At 39.1% G+C, this 19648-nt stretch carries 21 protein-coding genes; 8 read left to right on the top strand and 13 right to left on the bottom strand.

Features of this window, described 5'->3' with window-relative positions; genetic code table 11:
• Positions 1–4 precede the first annotated feature (4 nt).
• Positions 5–1888, top strand: a complete 1884-nt coding sequence (gene parE, locus J536_RS07640; protein WP_017387584.1) for a DNA topoisomerase IV subunit B — start codon at positions 5–7, stop codon at positions 1886–1888.
• Positions 1889–2007: 119 nt separating this feature from the next.
• Here parE and J536_RS07635 read toward each other — a convergent pair whose 3' ends face one another.
• Complete coding sequence (locus J536_RS07635; protein ID WP_017387583.1) at positions 2008–2511, bottom strand: ureidoglycolate lyase; 504 nt, start codon at positions 2509–2511, stop codon at positions 2008–2010.
• Positions 2508–3518, bottom strand: a complete 1011-nt coding sequence (gene alc, locus J536_RS07630; protein WP_017387582.1) for an allantoicase — start codon at positions 3516–3518, stop codon at positions 2508–2510. Before alc ends, J536_RS07635 begins: the two co-directional genes overlap by 4 nt.
• Before the next feature lie 199 nt (positions 3519–3717).
• On the opposite strand from alc, the gene hpxO reads away from it, so the two are divergent.
• On the top strand, positions 3718–4875 hold the full coding sequence (hpxO, locus tag J536_RS07625) for an FAD-dependent urate hydroxylase HpxO (protein ID WP_005804405.1): 1158 nt from the start codon (positions 3718–3720) through the stop codon (positions 4873–4875).
• A gap of 51 nt (positions 4876–4926) precedes the next feature.
• On the opposite strand, the gene J536_RS07620 is transcribed toward hpxO, so the two are convergent.
• The 5 genes from J536_RS07620 to puuE all read right to left on the bottom strand — a co-directional run bounded on the left by J536_RS07620 (position 4927) and on the right by puuE (position 9054).
• A complete protein-coding gene (locus J536_RS07620) occupies positions 4927–5652 on the bottom strand; it encodes an outer membrane protein OmpK (protein WP_017387581.1) in 726 nt (241 codons plus the stop codon).
• 121 nt (positions 5653–5773) lie between these two features.
• Positions 5774–7141, bottom strand: coding sequence for a nucleobase:cation symporter-2 family protein (locus J536_RS07615; RefSeq protein WP_032062530.1), 1368 nt, complete (start codon positions 7139–7141; stop codon positions 5774–5776).
• Between the two features lie 24 nt (positions 7142–7165).
• Positions 7166–7489: a hydroxyisourate hydrolase gene (gene uraH / locus J536_RS07610; RefSeq protein ID WP_005066767.1), complete on the bottom strand. Its 324-nt coding sequence runs from the start codon at positions 7487–7489 to the stop codon at positions 7166–7168.
• Positions 7486–7989 carry a 2-oxo-4-hydroxy-4-carboxy-5-ureidoimidazoline decarboxylase gene (uraD, locus tag J536_RS07605; RefSeq protein ID WP_032062529.1) on the bottom strand — a complete coding sequence of 168 codons (504 nt, stop codon included), beginning with the start codon at positions 7987–7989 and terminating at the stop codon, positions 7486–7488. The genes uraH and uraD overlap by 4 nt, the downstream gene beginning before the upstream one ends.
• A gap of 99 nt (positions 7990–8088) precedes the next feature.
• Positions 8089–9054, bottom strand: coding sequence for an allantoinase PuuE (gene puuE / locus J536_RS07600; protein WP_032062528.1), 966 nt, complete (start codon positions 9052–9054; stop codon positions 8089–8091).
• Between the two features lie 252 nt (positions 9055–9306).
• On the opposite strand from puuE, the gene J536_RS07595 reads away from it, so the two are divergent.
• The 4 genes from J536_RS07595 to dsbD all read left to right on the top strand — a co-directional run bounded on the left by J536_RS07595 (position 9307) and on the right by dsbD (position 12982).
• Entirely contained in the window at positions 9307–9657 is a 351-nt protein-coding gene (locus J536_RS07595) for an HPF/RaiA family ribosome-associated protein (protein WP_001019316.1), read from the top strand.
• A gap of 154 nt (positions 9658–9811) precedes the next feature.
• On the top strand, positions 9812–10357 hold the full coding sequence (locus J536_RS07590) for an ankyrin repeat domain-containing protein (protein WP_032062527.1): 546 nt from the start codon (positions 9812–9814) through the stop codon (positions 10355–10357).
• A 12-nt stretch (positions 10358–10369) separates the two neighbouring features.
• On the top strand, positions 10370–11137 hold the full coding sequence (locus J536_RS07585; protein WP_014207941.1) for a transporter: 768 nt from the start codon (positions 10370–10372) through the stop codon (positions 11135–11137).
• A gap of 18 nt (positions 11138–11155) precedes the next feature.
• Entirely contained in the window at positions 11156–12982 is a 1827-nt protein-coding gene (gene dsbD, locus J536_RS07580; protein WP_032062525.1) for a protein-disulfide reductase DsbD, read from the top strand.
• Here the strand turns inward: dsbD and J536_RS07575 are convergent.
• Together J536_RS07575 and J536_RS07570 are read right to left on the bottom strand one after the other, a co-directional pair.
• Positions 12977–14170 carry a GGDEF domain-containing protein gene (locus J536_RS07575; protein ID WP_032057098.1) on the bottom strand — a complete coding sequence of 398 codons (1194 nt, stop codon included), beginning with the start codon at positions 14168–14170 and terminating at the stop codon, positions 12977–12979. The two genes, dsbD and J536_RS07575, sit on opposite strands and share 6 nt — an antisense overlap.
• 174 nt (positions 14171–14344) lie before the next feature.
• On the bottom strand, positions 14345–15256 hold the full coding sequence (locus J536_RS07570; RefSeq protein ID WP_004790086.1) for an alpha/beta hydrolase: 912 nt from the start codon (positions 15254–15256) through the stop codon (positions 14345–14347).
• Between the two features lie 152 nt (positions 15257–15408).
• Between J536_RS07570 and J536_RS07565 the strand changes: the two genes are divergently transcribed.
• Positions 15409–15846: a DUF2147 domain-containing protein gene (locus J536_RS07565; RefSeq protein ID WP_002121971.1), complete on the top strand. Its 438-nt coding sequence runs from the start codon at positions 15409–15411 to the stop codon at positions 15844–15846.
• Positions 15847–15884: 38 nt separating this feature from the next.
• Here J536_RS07565 and J536_RS07560 read toward each other — a convergent pair whose 3' ends face one another.
• Both J536_RS07560 and J536_RS07555 read right to left on the bottom strand, forming a co-directional pair.
• Positions 15885–16235: an arsenate reductase gene (locus J536_RS07560; RefSeq protein WP_032057097.1), complete on the bottom strand. Its 351-nt coding sequence runs from the start codon at positions 16233–16235 to the stop codon at positions 15885–15887.
• Positions 16236–16687: 452 nt separating this feature from the next.
• Positions 16688–17512, bottom strand: a complete 825-nt coding sequence (locus J536_RS07555; protein ID WP_032062523.1) for an exodeoxyribonuclease III — start codon at positions 17510–17512, stop codon at positions 16688–16690.
• A 38-nt stretch (positions 17513–17550) separates the two neighbouring features.
• Between J536_RS07555 and pyrE the strand changes: the two genes are divergently transcribed.
• Complete coding sequence (pyrE, locus tag J536_RS07550; RefSeq protein ID WP_000211305.1) at positions 17551–18201, top strand: orotate phosphoribosyltransferase; 651 nt, start codon at positions 17551–17553, stop codon at positions 18199–18201.
• A 125-nt stretch (positions 18202–18326) separates the two neighbouring features.
• On the opposite strand, the gene J536_RS07545 is transcribed toward pyrE, so the two are convergent.
• Together J536_RS07545 and J536_RS0104235 are read right to left on the bottom strand one after the other, a co-directional pair.
• Entirely contained in the window at positions 18327–19283 is a 957-nt protein-coding gene (locus J536_RS07545; RefSeq protein WP_155758147.1) for an LPO_1073/Vpar_1526 family protein, read from the bottom strand.
• 8 nt (positions 19284–19291) lie between these two features.
• Entirely contained in the window at positions 19292–19570 is a 279-nt protein-coding gene (locus J536_RS0104235) for a hypothetical protein (RefSeq protein WP_032062521.1), read from the bottom strand.
• Positions 19571–19648: the final 78 nt, after the last annotated feature.

The raw sequence follows: 19648 nt of genomic DNA, 5'->3' as shown, positions 1-19648 counted from the left end.
CAACGTGACACAATATACGGCTCAATCGCTTGAAGTTCTTTCTGGTTTAGACCCTGTTCGTCGTCGTCCAGGGATGTATACCGATACGACTCGACCTAACCATTTAGCCCAAGAAGTTATTGATAATGCTGTTGATGAAGCATTAGCTGGTCATGCCGACAAAATATGTGTCACGGTTTATAAAGATGGTTCGTTGTCGGTTGAAGATAATGGCCGTGGTATGCCAGTCGATATTCACCCTGAATATGGTCAAAGTGGTATCGAAATCATTCTGACCAAGCTCCACGCAGGCGGTAAATTCAGTACCGATAACTATCAGTTTTCAGGTGGTTTACATGGTGTGGGGATTTCGGTTGTAAACGCTTTATCTACACGTGTTGAGGTCGAAGTTCAACGTCAGGGTAACCTATACCAAATGGCCTTTGAGCAGGGTGAACCAGTAGCACCTTTAGCTGTTATCGAAGGGAAAGCTCCAAAGCGCGCGACGGGTACAACTGTACATTTTTGGCCAGAAGCTAAATATTTTGATAGTCCAAAATTTGCGTTAAAAGCACTGAAACACAATTTAAAAGCCAAAGCTGTTTTAGCTGCTGGTTTAAAAATTACTTATATCGATCAAATTAACGATGAAAAAATCGAATGGCAATTTGAAAATGGCCTCGTCGATTATTTGATGGATGAATTGCAAGACCGCGAAATTTTGCCAAACCCTGCATTTGTGAGCAGCGGTCAGGCAGACCGAGCGGCATGTGAATTTGCGATTTGTTGGAATGTGGAAGGTGGTGAACAGGTTCAAGAAAGTTACGTCAACTTAATTCCGACTGCACAAGGCGGTACTCATGTGAACGGTTTGCGCTCTGGGGTTACCGAAGCATTGCGCGAGTTCTGTGAATTGCGTAATTTGCTACCACGAAACCTTAAACTTTCGGCAGAAGATGTTTGGGATGGCGTGAACTATATATTGTCGCTCAAGTTCCAAGAACCGCAGTTTTCAGGTCAAACCAAAGAGCGTCTTTCGAGTCGTGAAGCATCAAATATTGTTTTAAATATTGCTAAAGATGCTTTCGCGCTCTGGCTCAACCAACATGCTGAAATTGCTATGCAGTTGGCAGAAATGGCAATTTCTAAAGCAGGTCGCCGTTTAAAAGCAGCAAAGAAAGTCGAGCGTAAAAAAATTGTTTCCGGCCCTGCATTGCCGGGTAAGTTGGCAGATTGTGTTGGTCAAACACGTGAAGACAGTGAGTTATTTATTGTCGAGGGCGACTCTGCTGGCGGTAGTGCCAAGCAAGCGCGCGATAAAAACTTTCAGGCGATCATGCCGATTCGTGGAAAAATCTTAAATACGTGGGAAGTTTCTTCAGATGAAGTATTGGCTTCTCAAGAGGTCCACGACATTGCCATTGCGATTGGTGTAGATCCGGGCAGTGATGATTTATCTGAACTCCGTTACGGTAAAATCTGTATTTTGGCCGATGCTGACTCGGACGGTTTACACATTGCGACTTTGCTTTGTGCTTTATTCGTTAAACACTTCCCAGCATTGGTTGAAGAAGGACATTTGTATGTGGCAATGCCACCATTGTTCCGTATCGACATTGGTAAAGATGTTCATTACGCGCTTGATGATGATGAACTTGAAACTATTTTGAAAAATATTAAAGGTAATCGTAATCCGCAAATTACCCGATTCAAAGGATTGGGTGAGATGAACGCGATTCAACTACGTGAAACCACGATGGATCCTAATACACGCCGTTTGGTTCAATTAGATCTTGATGATGCCCATTTTACGGCGGGTTTACTCGACAAGTTACTTGCGAAAAAACGTTCGGCAGATCGTAAGCAGTGGCTTGAGCAGAAGGGTAACTTAGCTGATATCACTGTCTAAAAAGGCGTAAAAAATCCCCGCTCAATTGGCGGGGATTTTTTATGTAAATCTAAATTGTTGGAAATCACCACAACGATTTCTAATATTAAATTAAAATAGACAGATCTGTATATTTTAATTTAGGTCGTAATTTTTATAGCCTGTGGAAATTGAAAAACATCGCAATTCGCTCCACCTCCAATTCGATCCACCACTGCAAAATCACTTGGTGCCTCAAAAGTAAGCAAAGGATGATGCCATGTGCCTGCCCGATAATTGATACTTTGCTTGCCATCCGAAACAAAAGCACATAGTTTTGAAATATCAGGAGTATTTTCGTCTAAAGCAGGCGCCACAACAATTAAAAATTTTTGTTGCTGTAATGGAATAAATGCTTGAGAGCCTTTCGGATGGCGCTCTAGCATTGAAATCTCCAGAGGTAACACACTGGCCTTAATATTTCGGAATATACTAATTCCTGCCTTTGCTTCCCCTTCAATTTCAGTTTCAACAAGCGCATGGTAGCGCTCGGTGTGTGCATCATTAATATGAAAAAAATCATGCCCGTCACAACAGATGACCTCTCCGAAGGGCTGGAAGTTTTCAATAGTTAAAGGCTGAATTTGAACATTCTTCATGATCATGAGTTGGCAATTTTTCCCCATAAACGAACACGACTAATACCACCGTCTGGAATCATGTTAATACGAATATGAGAGATTTTTTCATGCTGTAAAATCTCATTCACGTATTCATGAATATGGTCCATTTGCATCGGTTGGGCTTCTAGTAAGTAAGACCAGAACATACTTTGAGGAATTAATTGTGCATCGGTTGCGTTTTCAAGGTAAACCGCCTGAATAGATACTTGGGCAGGGAAGTTCCCTTTAAAATGAGCCGTATCAATTTCAAGCTTTTCAATTTTTCCGCTTTTGCCCAACGCAAGAATACACCAGTCATAACCCGGTGCACGGCGGCGTTTGGTTTCCCATCCATCGCCCATGTTGACTCCACGGCCTGGGTTAATCAAATTACGAGGATGGCCAAAATGAGCATCACTATAAGCAACTACGCGGCCACCATTTTCGAGAGCCAATAAATCGAGAGTTTGTTCGCTGTCAGTTACCTGAATATGAACATTACCATAGACACGTAAACGGGCAATACCGCCATCTGGGAAAATATTAAGGCGTATATGAGTGAAAAGTGCATCATTATTGACCATAAAAATATGATGCTGGCTCGGGCCTAGTTCAGTATTTCCTAAAACATTCTCCCATTTTGCCCCTGTCAGGTCCCCATTTGGTGCATAACATGCTTCTAATGATGCAGATGCAGGATAATTTCCTGTAAAAAAGCTGGTATCAATATCAAGAGCAGTGATTTTTCCACTTACGCCTAACTTCACGATACACCAATCATAACCTGCGTGACGTTTACGGCGCGTCTCCCATCCATCCATCCATTTGCCGTTGTCATCAAATTTATCTTCAACAAAAATAGGTGCATCAAATTGCAGCATACGCTTTGCTTCTGCAAAGAAATCATCTGAACACTCAATGACTTGTGCACCAATTCGGGCATCTGCCAAATTGGTCTTAGTATTCAAAATCTCAGGAAGTTCAAAAGCTGGAGCGTGCAATGTTGCCATAATGGAGTATCCGTATTTCTTGTTAAAAACATGATTTTTCATTTAAAACTGCGCTAACACGGAGCGTGCCAAGTCGAGTTTTACACGTAAATATATAAGCATGGTGCATGCCAGTTTTGTGGAAAAGCTAAATAAATTTTGAACGATGGCATGTTTTTAGCATAAGCACCCTATAGGTGAATATCTATAGGAGAGTGTTATGAATGTGGTGATTATTGGTGCAGGAATGGGAGGTCTAACCACAGGCATTGCATTAAAGAAATTTGGTCACCAAGTTCGCATTTTTGAGCAAACTGAAAAAATTCTTCCTGTCGGCGCGGCAATTTCGCTGTGGTCGAATGGTGTGAAATGTCTGAACTATCTGGGATTAACTGACAAAATCGCCAAACTTGGTGGACAAATGGATGATTTGGCCTATGTGGATGGTTTAACTGGAGATGTGATGACACAATTCAGTTTACTACCATTAATTGAAGAAGTAGGCCAACGACCTTATCCAGTTGCACGTGCCGATTTACAAAATATGCTGATGGATGAGTTTGGACGAGACCAAATTTATCTAGGCAAAAAAATGGTGAGCCTTGAAGACAAGACCGATTCTGTCGAGGTGCATTTTGCAGATGGTAGTTCAACGCAGGCTGACTTATTGATTGGGGCGGATGGTACTCACTCACTAACCCGTACCTATGTGTTAGGTCAGCAAGTACAGCGCCGTTATGCGGGTTATGTGAACTGGAATGGCTTGGTTGAGATCTCTGAAGATTTGGCTCCGGCCCAGCAATGGACGACTTATGTGGGCGAAGGCAAGCGAGCTTCTTTAATGCCAGTTGCAGATGGAAAGTTCTATTTCTTTTTAGATGTGCCTTTACCAGCAGGATTAGATAATAATCGAGATGAATATAAAAAACTTTTAAAACAATATTTTGTTGATTGGTGCCAACCCGTACAGCAGCTTATTGAACGCTTAGACCCGCAAAAGACCAATCGGGTAGAAATACATGATATTGAACCGTTCACTCAATTTTATAAAGGTCGCGTGGTGATTTTGGGTGATGCTGCACACAGCACGACACCTGATATTGGGCAAGGCGGTTGCCAAGCCATGGAAGACGCGATTTATTTAGCGCGTTCTCTGCAAATTAACACTTTAGGGCTAGAAGATGCTTTGCGACGTTATCAAAACAAGCGTAATGAACGTGCTAATGAATTGGTACTTCGTGCACGCAAACGTTGTGATGTGACACATATGAAAGATGAAGCTGTTACACAAGCATGGTATGAAGAATTACGCCGTGAACAAGGTGGACATATTATGCAGGGAATTATTAGCAATATTGTGGGTAATCCACTTGATTAAAACAAAAACAGCAAGGAATTTTCCTTGCTGTTTATCTTCTAAATTTGGATTTTAGAAGTGGTATTTAACCAATGCACTAACGTTATTTTCGTCGGCACCTTTAATACCAAATTTATTATTCCACACTGAGTGCTCGATACCTAGGTATAGGCGTGTATCAGGAGAAATGTGTTTACCCACATTCCATTTCCACTGAGTTGTCCAGTTTAACTCACTCGCATGGTCGCCTTCAGCAGTTGACCAGTCAAGAAAACCATCTACCAAGAAATCTTCAGATGCGAGTTTAAATGGAATACCATAAACGAATGTCATTTGATAATCGTCGTCAGTGTTCTCATTGTTTGCACGGTAGAAGTTTAAATTTGCATATTGGAAATATGGGATATCTAAATCAACTGCAAAACCATAAAGGAAGTTGTCGAAGTTGTTGCCGTCTTCACTGTTACCTTCCCAAGTAGTACTAATGAGTACATCTTTGATTGGGCCATACGACAGTTTTTTACTAGACACTTCGCCTAAACTTAGACGTGGTGATAACTCAAAGTAAGTACTCTTGTGGTCATTTTCACCACGCATGCGGTCCATAAAGAAAAACACATCAGCGTATTTAACTTTTGCTGCATATTCCAAAGTAATCGTGGTTTCTTTGTCATCTACAACTTCATAGTTTTCACCATAAAGTCCAGTCACACTAAAATCTTGCCAGATTGGTTTCGCCTGAACCATGGCAGTTGCAGATAACAAGGCACAAGTCGCCGCAAGTTGCTTTAATTGCATTTAAATGATCTCCCCCCAAATAAAGCACGCTAAGGATACAGGGTCTTAAGCAAAAATGAAGCCAAATTTGATCAACGGTTAAAAAAAAGCCCACCGAAGTGGGGCGTTAAAAACTAAATCTTTAATGAGTATTTCTTGTGTTTATTGTTTGGCTTAAATGTGGGGTGCGCGAGCTACGAAATGAAGGTAAATGATTAAATAATAAATTCAATAAGATAGCAAAGATACAAGTTGAACTAATGCCCGAATGGAACAAAGTTTGTACCCAAACTGGGAAATGAGCATAAAACTCATGGTTAATAATTGGGATCATCCCAGCTGATAAAGCTGTTGCGACAATAATCAAATTTTTCTGATCGTTATAATCTATCTTTGCCAAAGTACGAATTCCACTTGCTGCAACCGACCCAAACAAGACCAAACCTGCACCACCAAGTACGGGCATTGGAATCGCTGCAATCAAACGACCCATAATAGGTAGTAAACCTAAAATAATGAGAATGACACCACCTGCTGCGACTACAAAGCGGCTTTTGATGCCTGTAATCGCCACCAGTCCAACATTTTGGGCAAAAGCGCTTTGCATGAAAGAACCAAAGATAGGCGCAAAAGCACTTGAGAACATATCTGCACGAACACCATTGGCGATACGTTTTGAATCGACTTCAGTTCCTACAATGTCTCCGACAGCAATAATATCGGCTGTGGTTTCCGTCATAATCACTAAGGTAACGATTAGCATTGATAAAATTGCACTTATCTCGAAAGTCGGTAAACCGAAAGCAAATAAGTGTGGAAATTGGAGCCATGCGCCTGAACTCACCTGACTAAAATCACCAAAACCCATGAAGTAGGCGAGGGTGGTACCAGCCACAATAGCCAACAAAATTGATAAACGACGAATGCTTGCTTGCGGCAGCATATTCAGAACAATCACAATGCCTAAGGTCAGCAGGGCCAAAGAGATATTTTCTACGCTCCCCCAGTCAGGTGCTTTATTGTTGCCACCCATCATCCAGCGAATCGCAACGGGTAACAAAGATAGACCAATAATCGTGATGACGCATCCTGTCACAACAGGTGGGAAAAAACGAATAATTTTTGAAAAGTAAGGTGCAAGGCATAGCCCAATTAAAGAGGCTGCAATGACCGCGCCGTAGACAGCAGGTAAACCACCGCCTGTAGTGATAATGGCGACCATGGTGGCCACACCCGCAAAAGATACACCCTGTACCAGAGGTAATTTTGCCCCTAGATATTTAGTTCCGATGGTTTGGATCAGGGTTGCCAATCCACCTACAAATAGGGCCGCTGCAATTAACATTCCGATTTGTGCTGAGCTTAAGCCAGCTGCCGTTCCAATAATCAAAGGCGGGGCTACAATGCCACCATACATGGTCAGCACATGCTGTAAGCCGTAAGCAAAACTTTTGGAAATTCCTAAATATTCATGCTCTGGAGAAATTGCATTTTTTTGCTGATGATTCATATTTTTCTCCTATTTATAATTGAGTTAGCTACCGCGATAAGTGGAGTAAGCAAATGGGCTAATCAGTAATGGAATGTGATAATGCTGATTGATGTCTTCTATAAAAAATTGGATACAAACACGTGGGAAAAAAGTTTTGACTTGCTGCGATGAAAAATAAGGGGCAATTTCAAATTCAAGTTGATAAGCACCTTCTGCAAAGTCTGTTATTCCAAAATCACTCACTCGACCATCTTGATTGGTGGTTGCTGTCGCTATCAGCTCATGGGTTGCTGCATGAAACAACTTCACTTCTACGTCTGCAGCTGGTTTACCTAAATTCGTATCTAAAATATGAGTGCTGATCATGCTTGTATTTCCTGAGATAGACGTAATAGAGCAATCGCTGCAAGTTGCTCATATACAATTTTTTTTTCGATAACTAAGTCGTTTTGTAGTCGTTCATGTAGCTTTTTTAAAATTTCATCGCTACTGAGGCCTGCCGCTTTAATTAAAAAAATAAAGCCAAACTTTTGTTCATAATCAAGATTACCTTGAAGCAGAGCTTGTTGTGTTAGTTCATCTAAAGAAATGCCAGCTTGTTCTTTAGATGAAAAATCTTGCTCTTTTGCATTGAGTTGTTTTTTAGCTTGGCGTTCACCAATTTTTGGATGGGTTGCTAAAGCCGCCAGTATCTCTTGCCATGACCACATTTGACTTAACTGTTCTGCATATTCCAAAAGAGATGCTTTTGTTGAATAGGGACGATTTGAGATGATTTTTTCGGCCCATGCTTGAATGTGGACACAGTTTTTTAACAAAGTCTTGAGTTGTTCTGGTGGGGCTTGATTAAACTCGGCTAAAAACACTGTTATTCCTAAACTCGTTATCTTGATATAGAGTTTTAGCAATAACAGTGCCAATAGCGAGTTTTAATTCGCTTAAGGATTTTGAAAATTAAAAATCAATTATTTAGTTATGTGATTTTTATACCAATGTTCAGCAATTTCCTGACGACGACATATCCAGACCCGATCGTGCATTTGAATATAGTCGAGAAATTTCTGTAGTGCTTTAAAACGGCCCGGACGCCCTAAAATGCGGCAATGCATTCCAATCGACATCATTTTTGGTGCAATTTCTCCCTCTGCATACAACACATCAAAACTATCTTTCAAATATTGAAAAAACTGTTCTGAACTATTAAATCCGCCCGGTGAACAGAACTTCATGTCGTTACATTCTAAAGTGTAAGGAATAATCAGATGAGGACGTGATGCGCCATCAGCATTGGTAAGCGTTGTCCAAAAAGGCAGGTCATCACCATAATAATCTGAGTCATATTGTATTTGTGGAAACTCTGCGAGTAACTGACGTGTATTGGGGCTGTCACGTCCGGTGTACCAACCTATCACTTTATTTTCAAACAGGTTTTCTAAGACAGTTAAAGCCTGCTCCATATGCTGTTTTTCGACTTCACTATCGGTATCTTGATAGTGAAGCCAGCGGTAACCATGAGAAACCACATCGTAATCAGCTTGCTTAATCGCTTCTACAATATAAGGGTTACGAGCAAGTGCCATTGCAACCCCAAAAATTGTCATTGGAAGTTTGCGCTTTTGGAATTCACTATGAATGCGCCAAAATCCAGCACGTGAACCATATTCGTACATAGAGTCCATCGACATATGTTTAGCTGGGTAACTTGCGGCACCAATAATCTCTGATAAAAACTGTTCTGAGCCATCATCGCCATGCTCTATATGTTTTTCGCCACCTTCTTCATAATTAAGAACAAATTGCACAGCAACCTTGGCATTATTAGGCCATTTAACCTGTGGAGACTGGCCGTGATAACCGATTAAATCACGTGAATAAGGAGACTTCTGGATTTGCTCAATAAGCTCTGCTCCAGATAGATAAGATTTGGACACGATTGCTCTCCTTTTGTTCAATTTTTCATAAAAATTTAAAAAATCAGCTTGCATATTTTTATAGATGGACTGATATTGAAGGTATGAAGATCTTCAAAATAAATTAAAAGCAGTACGTTTAAGTCAGGAGATAACAAACCATTACACCATCAAAATGTACAATTGAAGTCAGTTCATGCATGCTTAAAACATGCCAACATAAAAAAGTTTTGCATAGAAAAGATCCACAGTAAGAAAGAGAGGATGGTATTTATGAATATTGAAATCCGCACAGATAAAAACATCCATAACAGCGAACGTTTAATTACTTATGTACGTGCAGAACTTACTCAAGAATTCCAACGTCATAGCGAACGTATTACGCATTTCTCGGTTCATTTTAGTGATGAAAATGGGGACAAAGGTGGTGACAAAGATATCCACTGTATGATTGAAGCACGTCCTTCAGGTTTGAAACCAGTTGCAGTACACCATAAAGCAGGAAATATTGATGCTTCAATTCATGGCGCGATTGAAAAATTAAAACGTAGCCTTGAACATACTTTTGAGAAAAAGGAACACCCGAGAGGTGGTCAACCAGAATTCATTGATGATGAAGTTTAATTTAAAATGCTAAAAAGCCCTTCGGGGCTTTTTTTTATATTTAATGAAAATAAAACTATTCACAACATTAGGTTTGCAATGCGATGCAATCAACCTCTAAAATCTTCAGAAGAGATTAGGCATAATAGCCCTAATATATTTTTGAGAGATGGTCATGTTAACCACCCAGCAGCAAGCTTTAATTAAAGCCATAGAAGAATTAGAACTCGCGCAAGTGCAAAAATTACTTGCTGAAGGACTTGATCCGAACTTTATTGATCCGGAACAAGGACCACCTGTATCAATCATTTGTGATGGAATTTTTAAATGGTGGGAAGATGTATCAGAAGCTTATGAAGCTGGTACACCACTATCACAAGAAGAAAAACAACAATCATTACAGGTTTACCTCGATATACTCGAAGCGTTGATTCAAGCCAAAGCGAATGTACACCTTTGGGATGCAGAAGAGTTTTATGGTCCTTTATGGGATGCAGCAAGCTCGGCATGTGCGCCAGCCGTTCAACGTTTATTAAATGAAAAAGTTGATCCAAATACACGTGATGAAGAAGGACTCACTATTTTATCTTCAATCAGTCAGTTGTTCTTTGATTGTGACTTTGATGAAATAGATTGGTCAGAAGCGCTTCAAGAAGAGCGTGAAACATTAGAGTTATTGCGCCAACATGGGGCAAAAATGTCAAAAGAACTAACTACTTGATTGGATAATAGAATGAGAACATTTCAAATTTTAACTTTTGCTCTGACCACTGTTGCTGCTGGAAGTACTTTCGCTGCGGAGTTTTCTTTTGACCGCCCAGGTGCAGGCTTTGGAACAGGGATTACTCCAGTTGGTAAATTGGCTTGGGAACAAGGCTTACCAAGTGCAACTTATACAGAGTCAACGGTTGATGGTGTTAAAGAAAAGACGGTAACTGTAAATGAGGATATGTTATTCCGTACCGGTTTAGCCGACGGCTTGGAATTACAATTAGGTTGGCAAGGTCCAGCATGGACTCAAACCAAACGTGCTGGTAAAAAACATGACACTTCAGGCTTTGGTGATGTCAGCATCGGTTTGAAAAAAGCAATTGATCTAAACGATGAAAACTTATCAATGGCTGTGTTAGCTGAAGCGATCATTGCCACTGGAAATGATGAATTTACTGCACATGACGATATTTATAGCCTAAGTTCAGCAGTCGCTTATAAATATAATGACTTAGTAGGCACATCAATTACCATGCGCTACGAAGTACAAAATAGTAACTGGGCAGTAACTGCAATCCCGACGATTGATTATAAAATCGCAGGTAAGCTGTCAGGTTATTCTGAGTTTATTTACCGTAAAGCTGAAAGCCAAGACTATGAATACGGTTTAGGGACAGGTTTAGTCTACGCTGTAAATGATCGTACCCAGCTCGATGCAAGTATCGGGGTTGATTTAGAGGGTCAAGACAAGAGCTACAACGGTGGCTTAGGCGTGGCATTCTTGTTCTAATCGAAGCAATTTAAATTTATGTTAATGAAAAAGCTTATTCATCAGGGAATTCTTTATTTTCTAGCAGTTGCTGTTTGTGTGTTTAGCCAGTTGGTTTCTGCGCAAGATAAGCTACTCTCACCCGAACAAGCTTTTTCATTTTCGGTTGAATCTTCTGAGCCGCATACTGCGAGTTTGTCTTGGCAGATTCAGCCAAATTACTATCTTTATCAGCATAAATTTTCCGTACAACAAGGTACTCAACCTTTAACTTTAAAGTTACCTAAAGCGGTTGCCCAATATGATGAAAATTATGGGCAAAGTCAGGTTTACTACCATCAAGTTAATTTCCAAATTAAGACTAAGCCTTCAGAGCACTATAGTGTGACTTGGCAGGGCTGTGCCAAAGACCGTATTTGTTATCCACCCCAGACCATTGAGTTTCAAACCGATGCAGATGGCTTGGTGGGTGTGCAAAACCAAGCAGGAACAGCGCCAAAAAGATTACTAGATTTAGCGAATACACAATCCGACACTTCCTCGAGTTCAGAATCTTTAGAAAAAGAGCAGAGTACAGAGACAGCAGCTGATACGACTACACCTCAAATTGCGCAAGATCAGATCTGGTCAGCCAAGTTAATTGAACACTCGCTTTGGTATGGAGTTTTATTATTTTTAGGTTTAGGCATGTTGCTCGCATTTACGCCATGTTCTTTACCGATGCTTCCTATTTTAACTTCACTGATCATTCGCGAACATAAAGGTTTAAAGGCTTGGACCATTGCGCTTACTTTTGTGTGTAGCATGGCATTAGTTTATGCAGGCTTGGGTTTAATTGCTTCTTCGGCAGGCTTAAATTTCCAACGCTGGTTACAACAGCCAGCGACTTTAATTGCTTTTAGTTTGCTGTTTATTGTTTTTGCTCTGAATTTATTTGGTTTGTTTGAGCTTCGTTTACCTCAGACATGGTTAAACCGACTTGACCGTATTCAGTCAATGCAACAAGGCGGTACTTTGGTCGGTGCTGGGGTTATGGGTGTCGTTTCTGCGCTTTTGGTGGGGCCTTGTATGACCGCACCTCTCGCTGGAACTTTATTATTTATTTCTCAAACACAAAACCAATGGCAAGGTGCTTTGCTTTTATTCTGCCTAGGTTTTGGAATGGGAATTCCACTACTGCTTGCAAGTATTTTAGGGGCAAAATTCTTGCCTAAAGCAGGCGACTGGATGCATCAGATTAAAGTGATTTTTGCTTTTCTGATGTTGGGTTTAAGCCTCTACTTTATTCGTCCTTTATTGCCAGATTTGGGTATGCAAGTGCTTAGCCTCGTATTAGGCCTTGCTTTTATCGTCTATGCTGTTTATCAGTTTTTCTGGAAAAAAGGGCAACTACAATGGCTCTACGCGATTTTATTATTAATCGTTACACCTTTTGTAGCCTATAACCAATATCAATATATTCAAAATCGAACTTTGCAAAGTTCTGCCCACATGGCCGAGTGGCATATTGCAACAACAGCAGCGGACTTTGAAAAAATTTTAGCAGCAGCGCCTGCTGATCGGGCTATTGTGGTTGATGTCTATGCAGATTGGTGTGTTGCTTGCCAACCGATTGAGCACCGTATTTTAAAAGCACCTGAGGTTCAATCTGCTCTTGCACCTTATTATTTAATTAAGCTTGATTTGAGCCATTATGACCAGTCGCATGAAGCACTACTCAAGCAGTGGAATATTTTAGGACCACCGACCTATTTATTTTTAAGTCCAGAGCAAAAAGAGATTCGTGCTTTACGTTTAACGGGCGCTTTTAGTCAGCAAGAGCTTTTGCAGCAACTTGCGAGTTTGGCAAAATTCAAAGAATCATAAGGTATCGATAGCTTCTGTCTGATGAAATGTACGTACCTGATTACGTCCTGAAGCTTTTACTGCATAGAGTGCTTGGTCAGCCTGCCGAATAACCAGATAAGGATCTTGTGCAAAAGCTGAACTGCTTATTCCAAAACTCGCACTAATGTGAATAGGATTATTTTGAGCGGTAAAAACAGGTAATTCTTGTAGGGCTTGGCGACAACGCTCAGCAATTTTTTCTGCTTGAATAATATCTGTATGGGGGAGTAGTAAAATAAATTCTTCTCCACCAAATCGACCAATAATATCCTCGCTACGCAAATTCTCAGAAAGACATTGAGCAATTTCAATTAAGACCTGATCACCTTGATGGTGGCCGTATATATCATTAATTTTTTTAAAATGATCGATATCAAGAAGTACCACAGCATAATCAAATTGTTGTTGGTGTAGCGACTCCAAATGCATGTTTAAACTACGTCTATTTAATACATTAGTTAATGGGTCGATTTGGCTTAAACGTTGAATATAAGTTTCTCGCTGACGCCATTGGGTGAGTAATATTTCAAATAAAACAAAACAGGCCAATAAAATAGGCATAATAAAAAAAGCCATACTTCCTAACCAGAAAGAATTGGTTTGGGCATGATCCATGGCTCTAAAATTAAATAGAGGTGCATACGCTAAAGCACCTGTCATACTTAAATATGTACAAACAGTTAAAATAATTGTGGCAGGTACAAGGGCGCTATAAACAATTTTACGGTCAAATAACACCAAACCCACCCCAATCGTACCCACATAACCGACCATAGTGGCAGGGCTGATACTGCCAATTAAATATCCATCATGACATAGCATAAGTGCAAAGAACTGCACGCTAATGAAAGGAATAACTTTTTGAGCCCATTCATCATTTTTGTAGCGGTAACAGGGAATAATCAAAAGGACTAATAAAAATAAGGTAAATAAATTGAGCCAGATTTGTGATTCAACTAAAGGTAAATTTGCCCATTGCCAGACACTTGGTGTAATTAAAATATAGCCTTTCCATAAAATCCAACTGAAATTCATTGCGCAAGCAAGTGTGAGCATCAGTGCGCTTTTTTGTAATGGCGTCCAGTTGATGATGTGATTATTGTGGATGAAATCGATTATCACCTGTTTTATTCTATTTACGGGATAAGTGATTAAACGATTTTTCATAATAAATAAGGGCTCCTAAATATAGATGCCTCTTTGTTAGACCATCCTAAAATTGGATTGTTTCAATAATTTATATTTTAAACATAACATGATTTTCAATTTATATATGATGACTTTTTATAAAGAAAATGATGTGAAAAGTTTTGAGGTCTATTCACATCATTTATAAATAAATTAAGTTTTATCGAGTTCGTGGGCAAATTCAGCAATATCTGCCAATGCTTGTTTAGCCTCATCAAACCATGCATTAAACATCTGGAAGTTATGCCACATGCCCGTATAAAGTTTGAATTGAACTTTAACGCCAGCATCTTCAGCTTTTTCTCTAAAACGCTTGGCATCGTCTAATAAGATTTCTTTAGAACCCACTTGAACTAAAGTAGGTGGTAGGCCATGCAAGTCATCGAAGATAGGGGAAACACGCGGGTCGTCGGCTGCGATGTGATTGCCTATATAGTACTGAGTGCCTGTTTGTAGTGCCTCAATTGATAATAAAGCATCATGTTTTTTGTTAAACCGAAGAGACTCACTCGTGAGTGTTAAATCCAAAAATGGAGACAACAAGATCAGGCCACTCGGCATGAGTTCAGGTTGTTCTTTTAAACGTAAGCAAAGTGCTAACGCTAAATTTGCCCCGCATGAATCACCCGATAAAATAATATCTTTCGGCTGAATACCTTGTACCACCAAAGACTGATAGATGTCATATAGGGCTTCAGTTGCCTCAGGGTAAGGATGTTCAGGTGCAAGCGGATAGTCCACATGAATAATCTGCATTTGAGTACGGGCAGCTAAATCCGTCATAAAAGCATGATGTGTTTTGACACTACCAAGGAAAAAAGCACCGCCGTGAATGTGAAAAATCAGTTGAGTTGCAGAATCTTGCGGTTTGATTTCTTCACCTTTAATACCTGCTAGTCGAATCGGGCGCACGGAAACATTTTTTTGTCGTGGGAAAGCACGACACATCTGATCTAGCACAGGACGTAAGGCAGTAGCCGGCAAATTTAGCTGGCTTGGCTTGCGAATTGTTGTTTTAAGAAAAGTTTCTGTAAAATAATATTTCCAAACATTTGATATATTCATATAGCATCCATTTTTATGCTAGTTTCTTGTTTTCTTGTAAATTTTATTTTGCAAGATTACAAGGTTACACGAAACAGTCACATTCAAAAATTGCAATATCTTTGCGACTTCTGAATACTGAAAATCTTGAAAGACCCAAGGATATTACAAAAATGAAAAAGATTGCTTTAGCTTTAGGACTCATTGGTATGGCTGCATTTGCCAATGCGGCTGATTCACTCAATGGAACGGTATGGAAAACGATTGATGATCAGACCAACAAGCCAAAAGCCGTAGTGAAATTTACGGAACAGAAGGACGGAACCTTAACTGCAACCATTCAGAACATTTTGACACCGGGTGAAGAAAACGCTTGTACAAAATGTGAAGGTCCGTACAAAAACAAACCGCTTAAAGGTGTCACCATTGTACATAATTTAAAAAATGTAGGTGGTAACAGTTATGAAAACGGTACGATTTTAGACCCAAAATCAGGTAAAACTTACAAACTGAAAGGTGAGTTAACCGATGGCGGCAAAAAGCTTAAATTACGTGGTTATATTGGCGTTTCTGCACTTGGTCGTAACCAAACGTGGATTCGCGCGAACTAAAAGTTTTAATAAAAAAACGAGCCAAATGGCTCGTTTTTTTAGGCTTGAATATTTTGATAGGCGGTTTCATCAAAACCCACAATAAAACCCTGTGAAGTTTTTAAAATAGGTCTTTTAATCAAACTTGGTTGAGCAATGAGTGCTTCAATCAGGTGATCTTCACTGCTTAGAGCACGATTTTGTTCTTCTTCTGAAAGCTTGCGCCAAGTCGTTCCTTTTTTGTTGAGAACGGTATCTTTTCCAATTTCTTTTAACCAGATTTTTAAAGTATCTGCATCAATGCCTTGTTTTTTATAATCATGAAAATCATAGTTAAGCCCTTTAGCCTGTAAGGCATCAAATGCTTTTTTCATTGAGTTACAGTTTTTAATTCCATAAATTTTTAACATTTTATCGGACCATGTCAAAAAGAGAGAGCACACAGCCTAACCCAAAATGCTTTTAAGCACTACTTTATACCGATACTTTTAAAACAAATGAAAATTAATGATTAATCGAAAGAGAAATGTCATGTTATTGTCATAAGACAAGGTAATAATGAGCTTAATAAGAAGAAGTTAAAACTAAAAGAACTTAGCGCAAAATAAGAGACAGAAAAGAGAAAACCCGCATTTAATCATCCTGATCATGCGGGTCTCATTTCAACGTCCAATGTCACATCCTTGCAAATAAACTTATCATAAGTTTATTTTATCTTCCTACGGCGTCCTATCCTTTTACGTCATCCTGACTGCTTCCCTGTGCCGTGGGGCTATAATGCCGTTAAAGCTGTGTAAGAAAAATACTCAAAAACGACATATGCTGTAAGCGAAAACGACAATGTAAGTGAACGAGTGTTCACTTATTCTTGAATTTTATAGTCGATAATAACGGGTGCATGGTCGCTAAACCATTGATCTTTATAAACCCATGCGTTAATTGTACGTGCTTTCCAGTCTGGCGAGCATGCATGGTAATCAATACGCCACCCTACATTTTTTGCACGAGCTTGACCGCGATTTGACCACCATGAATAAAGTTCCGCTTCTGCGCGAACTACACGGAAAGTATCGACATAGCCCAGTTCATCATAAATATGGTCAAGCCATGCACGCTCATGTGGTAGGCAACCCGATGATTTTTGGTTACCTGACCAGTTTTTGATATCAATACGTTTATGAACAATGTTGTAGTCACCACAAATGATGACTGACTTTTTTTCATCACGCCATTGTTTCAGAATTTTTGCGTATTCACCTAAAAATAAATCTTTACGTGCTTGCGCTTCTTCACCACTTGAGCCCGAAGGTAAGTATAATGATGCAATATGTACCGGATGTGACAAACCTAAATCGAATTCCGCGGAAATAAAGCGGCCTTGACTGTCAGCTAACTCAAACCCTAAACCATCTTTAACAGAGACGAAGGGTAGACGGCTATATATCGCAGTCCCCGCATAACCTGCACGCTCTGCTGGAAAGAGATGGGTATGCCATCCTTCGGGTCTAAATTTTTCAGTCCATTGTTCATGGGTAATGCGGCTTTCCTGCATGCATACGACATCGGCATCTGACTGTTCTAACCATTCAAGTAAGCCTTTCGTTACTGAAGAACGTAAGCCATTTACGTTAATGGAAACGACTCGAAGAATTTTTACATCACTTGGATACTGATCCTTTGGTATCATGCGAAAATTTAACCTCAATTGTGAATTTGGAGCACCTCATGACAACGCCTGTGTCATTTCACCCGCAAGCATTTATCGAACTCGCATTATCACGCGGTGTGCTTAAATTTGGTGAGTTTACTTTAAAATCTGGACGCGTGAGTCCTTATTTTTTTAATGCAGGCCTACTCAACGATGGTGAAGCTTTATCTCTTTTAGCGCAAGGCTATGCTGATAAATTAACACAATGTGAAAATGTTGATGTGATTTTTGGACCAGCTTATAAAGGCATTCCGTTTGTAGCAGCGACAGCTGTTGCTTTGTCTCAAGTCCATAACAAAAGTGTGCCATGGGGCTTTAACCGTAAAGAAGCGAAAGATCATGGTGAAGGCGGTGTATTAGTTGGTGCTGCGGTTGAAGGTAAAAAAGTCTGGATTATTGACGACGTAATTACCGCAGGTACAGCGATTCGCGAAGTGGTAACAATTTTGAAAAATGCTGGTGCAACTATTGCGGGTGTGTTGGTTGCGCTAGATCGTCAAGAACGTGGTCAAGGTGAACTTTCCGCAATTCAAGAAGTTCAAAAAGAATTAGAAATCCCTGTGCATGCACTGATTACCATGAAAGATTTAATGGATTATTTGGAAGCGAAAGGCGAAAAAGAAGCGTTAGCAAATATGCAAGCTTATCGTGAAAAATATGGTATCTAAGAGTTAGGTATGAAAAAGGAAGCTGTGGCTTCCTTTTTTTTTGCTTTGTTGTGTGTAATTAAATAATTATTGGAATAAGAAAAATAAAGATTTACATAAATACAGCGCCTATTTAGGCTCCAATTTTATGGTTGTTTAAAACTATTTTGAACAACATCAGATAATAGAGATTCTGTTGTTTTACGTCCTATTAATTGACCAATCGCACTTAAAGGATTAGCTTGATAACCACCTTGAGTAAAGGTTTCCCATACATTGACTAAATCTGGAAATAACTCTTGTATTTCTTCCTTAGTATGAAGAACTCCATTTTGTTTTTTCAATACTTTAGACAAGTGTTCTATAGGATCAGGGAAGTGTAAATAATTTACATAGAACCACCCTTTACTCATTAAATAACTGTAGTCAACTTTTTGGGGCTCTAAAGTAGAAAAATATCGCCCAATATTTTTATAAAGCTTTACAATTTGTTCATATACATGATCAATAAAACTATTTTTTTGATCTTCTTCTAGCGTAGACTCACTTATTTGGTCGTAATAATTGGAAATAGCATAGGATTGTCCTAAAAAATTTATTGCATACCCGCTATAAACAACACCATAAAAAAACTTAATGAAATTAATATCGTTACTAGATAAATACTTTAATGAGTCTATCGCATCTTCTATTAGATAATCTTGATTTTCTGAAGTTACTTTTTCAGCAAGAAGCTTTGCTAAAATTTCCGTTACATCCTCTTTATCTTTGTATACAGATTGCTGTAAACACTGATTTGCTAGCATTTGTGTAGAAACACTAGACATATTTTCTTTAAGTTGAATATCTTCAATATTTTTTTCTTTTCTTATTTTTTCAATTTCATCTAATAATTTATAGGAAATCGAATCAATTTTTTCTTGTACTGTGTTCATTAAAGTCATTTGAACTTGATAATTATTAGCATTGTATAGATCCATGAAAATTTGTCTGACTTCCGAATAGTCGGTACTTTCTGTAATAGTAAGATTACCTCCTACCTGAATTACATTTTCAGCATGAGAACCAATGGATTGTTGATCTGAATTTTTAGAATTAAACATTTTTGAGTTCACTTCTTAATCTTTAAATTGCCATTTACTTGAATAACATTTTTAGCATTTTTTCCTATATGCATTTGTTTTTCTGATGATTTTTCATTTTGAAAACTATATCTCCAGCAAAAAAAACATATGATAATATTTGCTACGAATGCTAGTACTCCAAACATAGAATTTATAAGATCTTTGTCTAGAGATAAAATAGTTTCATTAGTAATATTGAGATAAATAAGGACTCCACCCCATACAATTGCTAAAAGCAAAGAAGCATAAAAAATTATTTTTCCCATCACGATACTCTTACTTTAAATATTTCATTATTAAAGTATACATTTTAAAAAAACGATATATCACTGCATTCAGTTGAC

The organism is Acinetobacter sp. 809848, from assembly GCF_000581275.1.
GTDB classification, from domain to species: Bacteria; Pseudomonadota; Gammaproteobacteria; order Pseudomonadales; family Moraxellaceae; genus Acinetobacter; species Acinetobacter pittii.
Note: the sequence above shows the minus strand (reverse complement) of the source record. Positions and strands in the feature narration are given on the sequence as shown.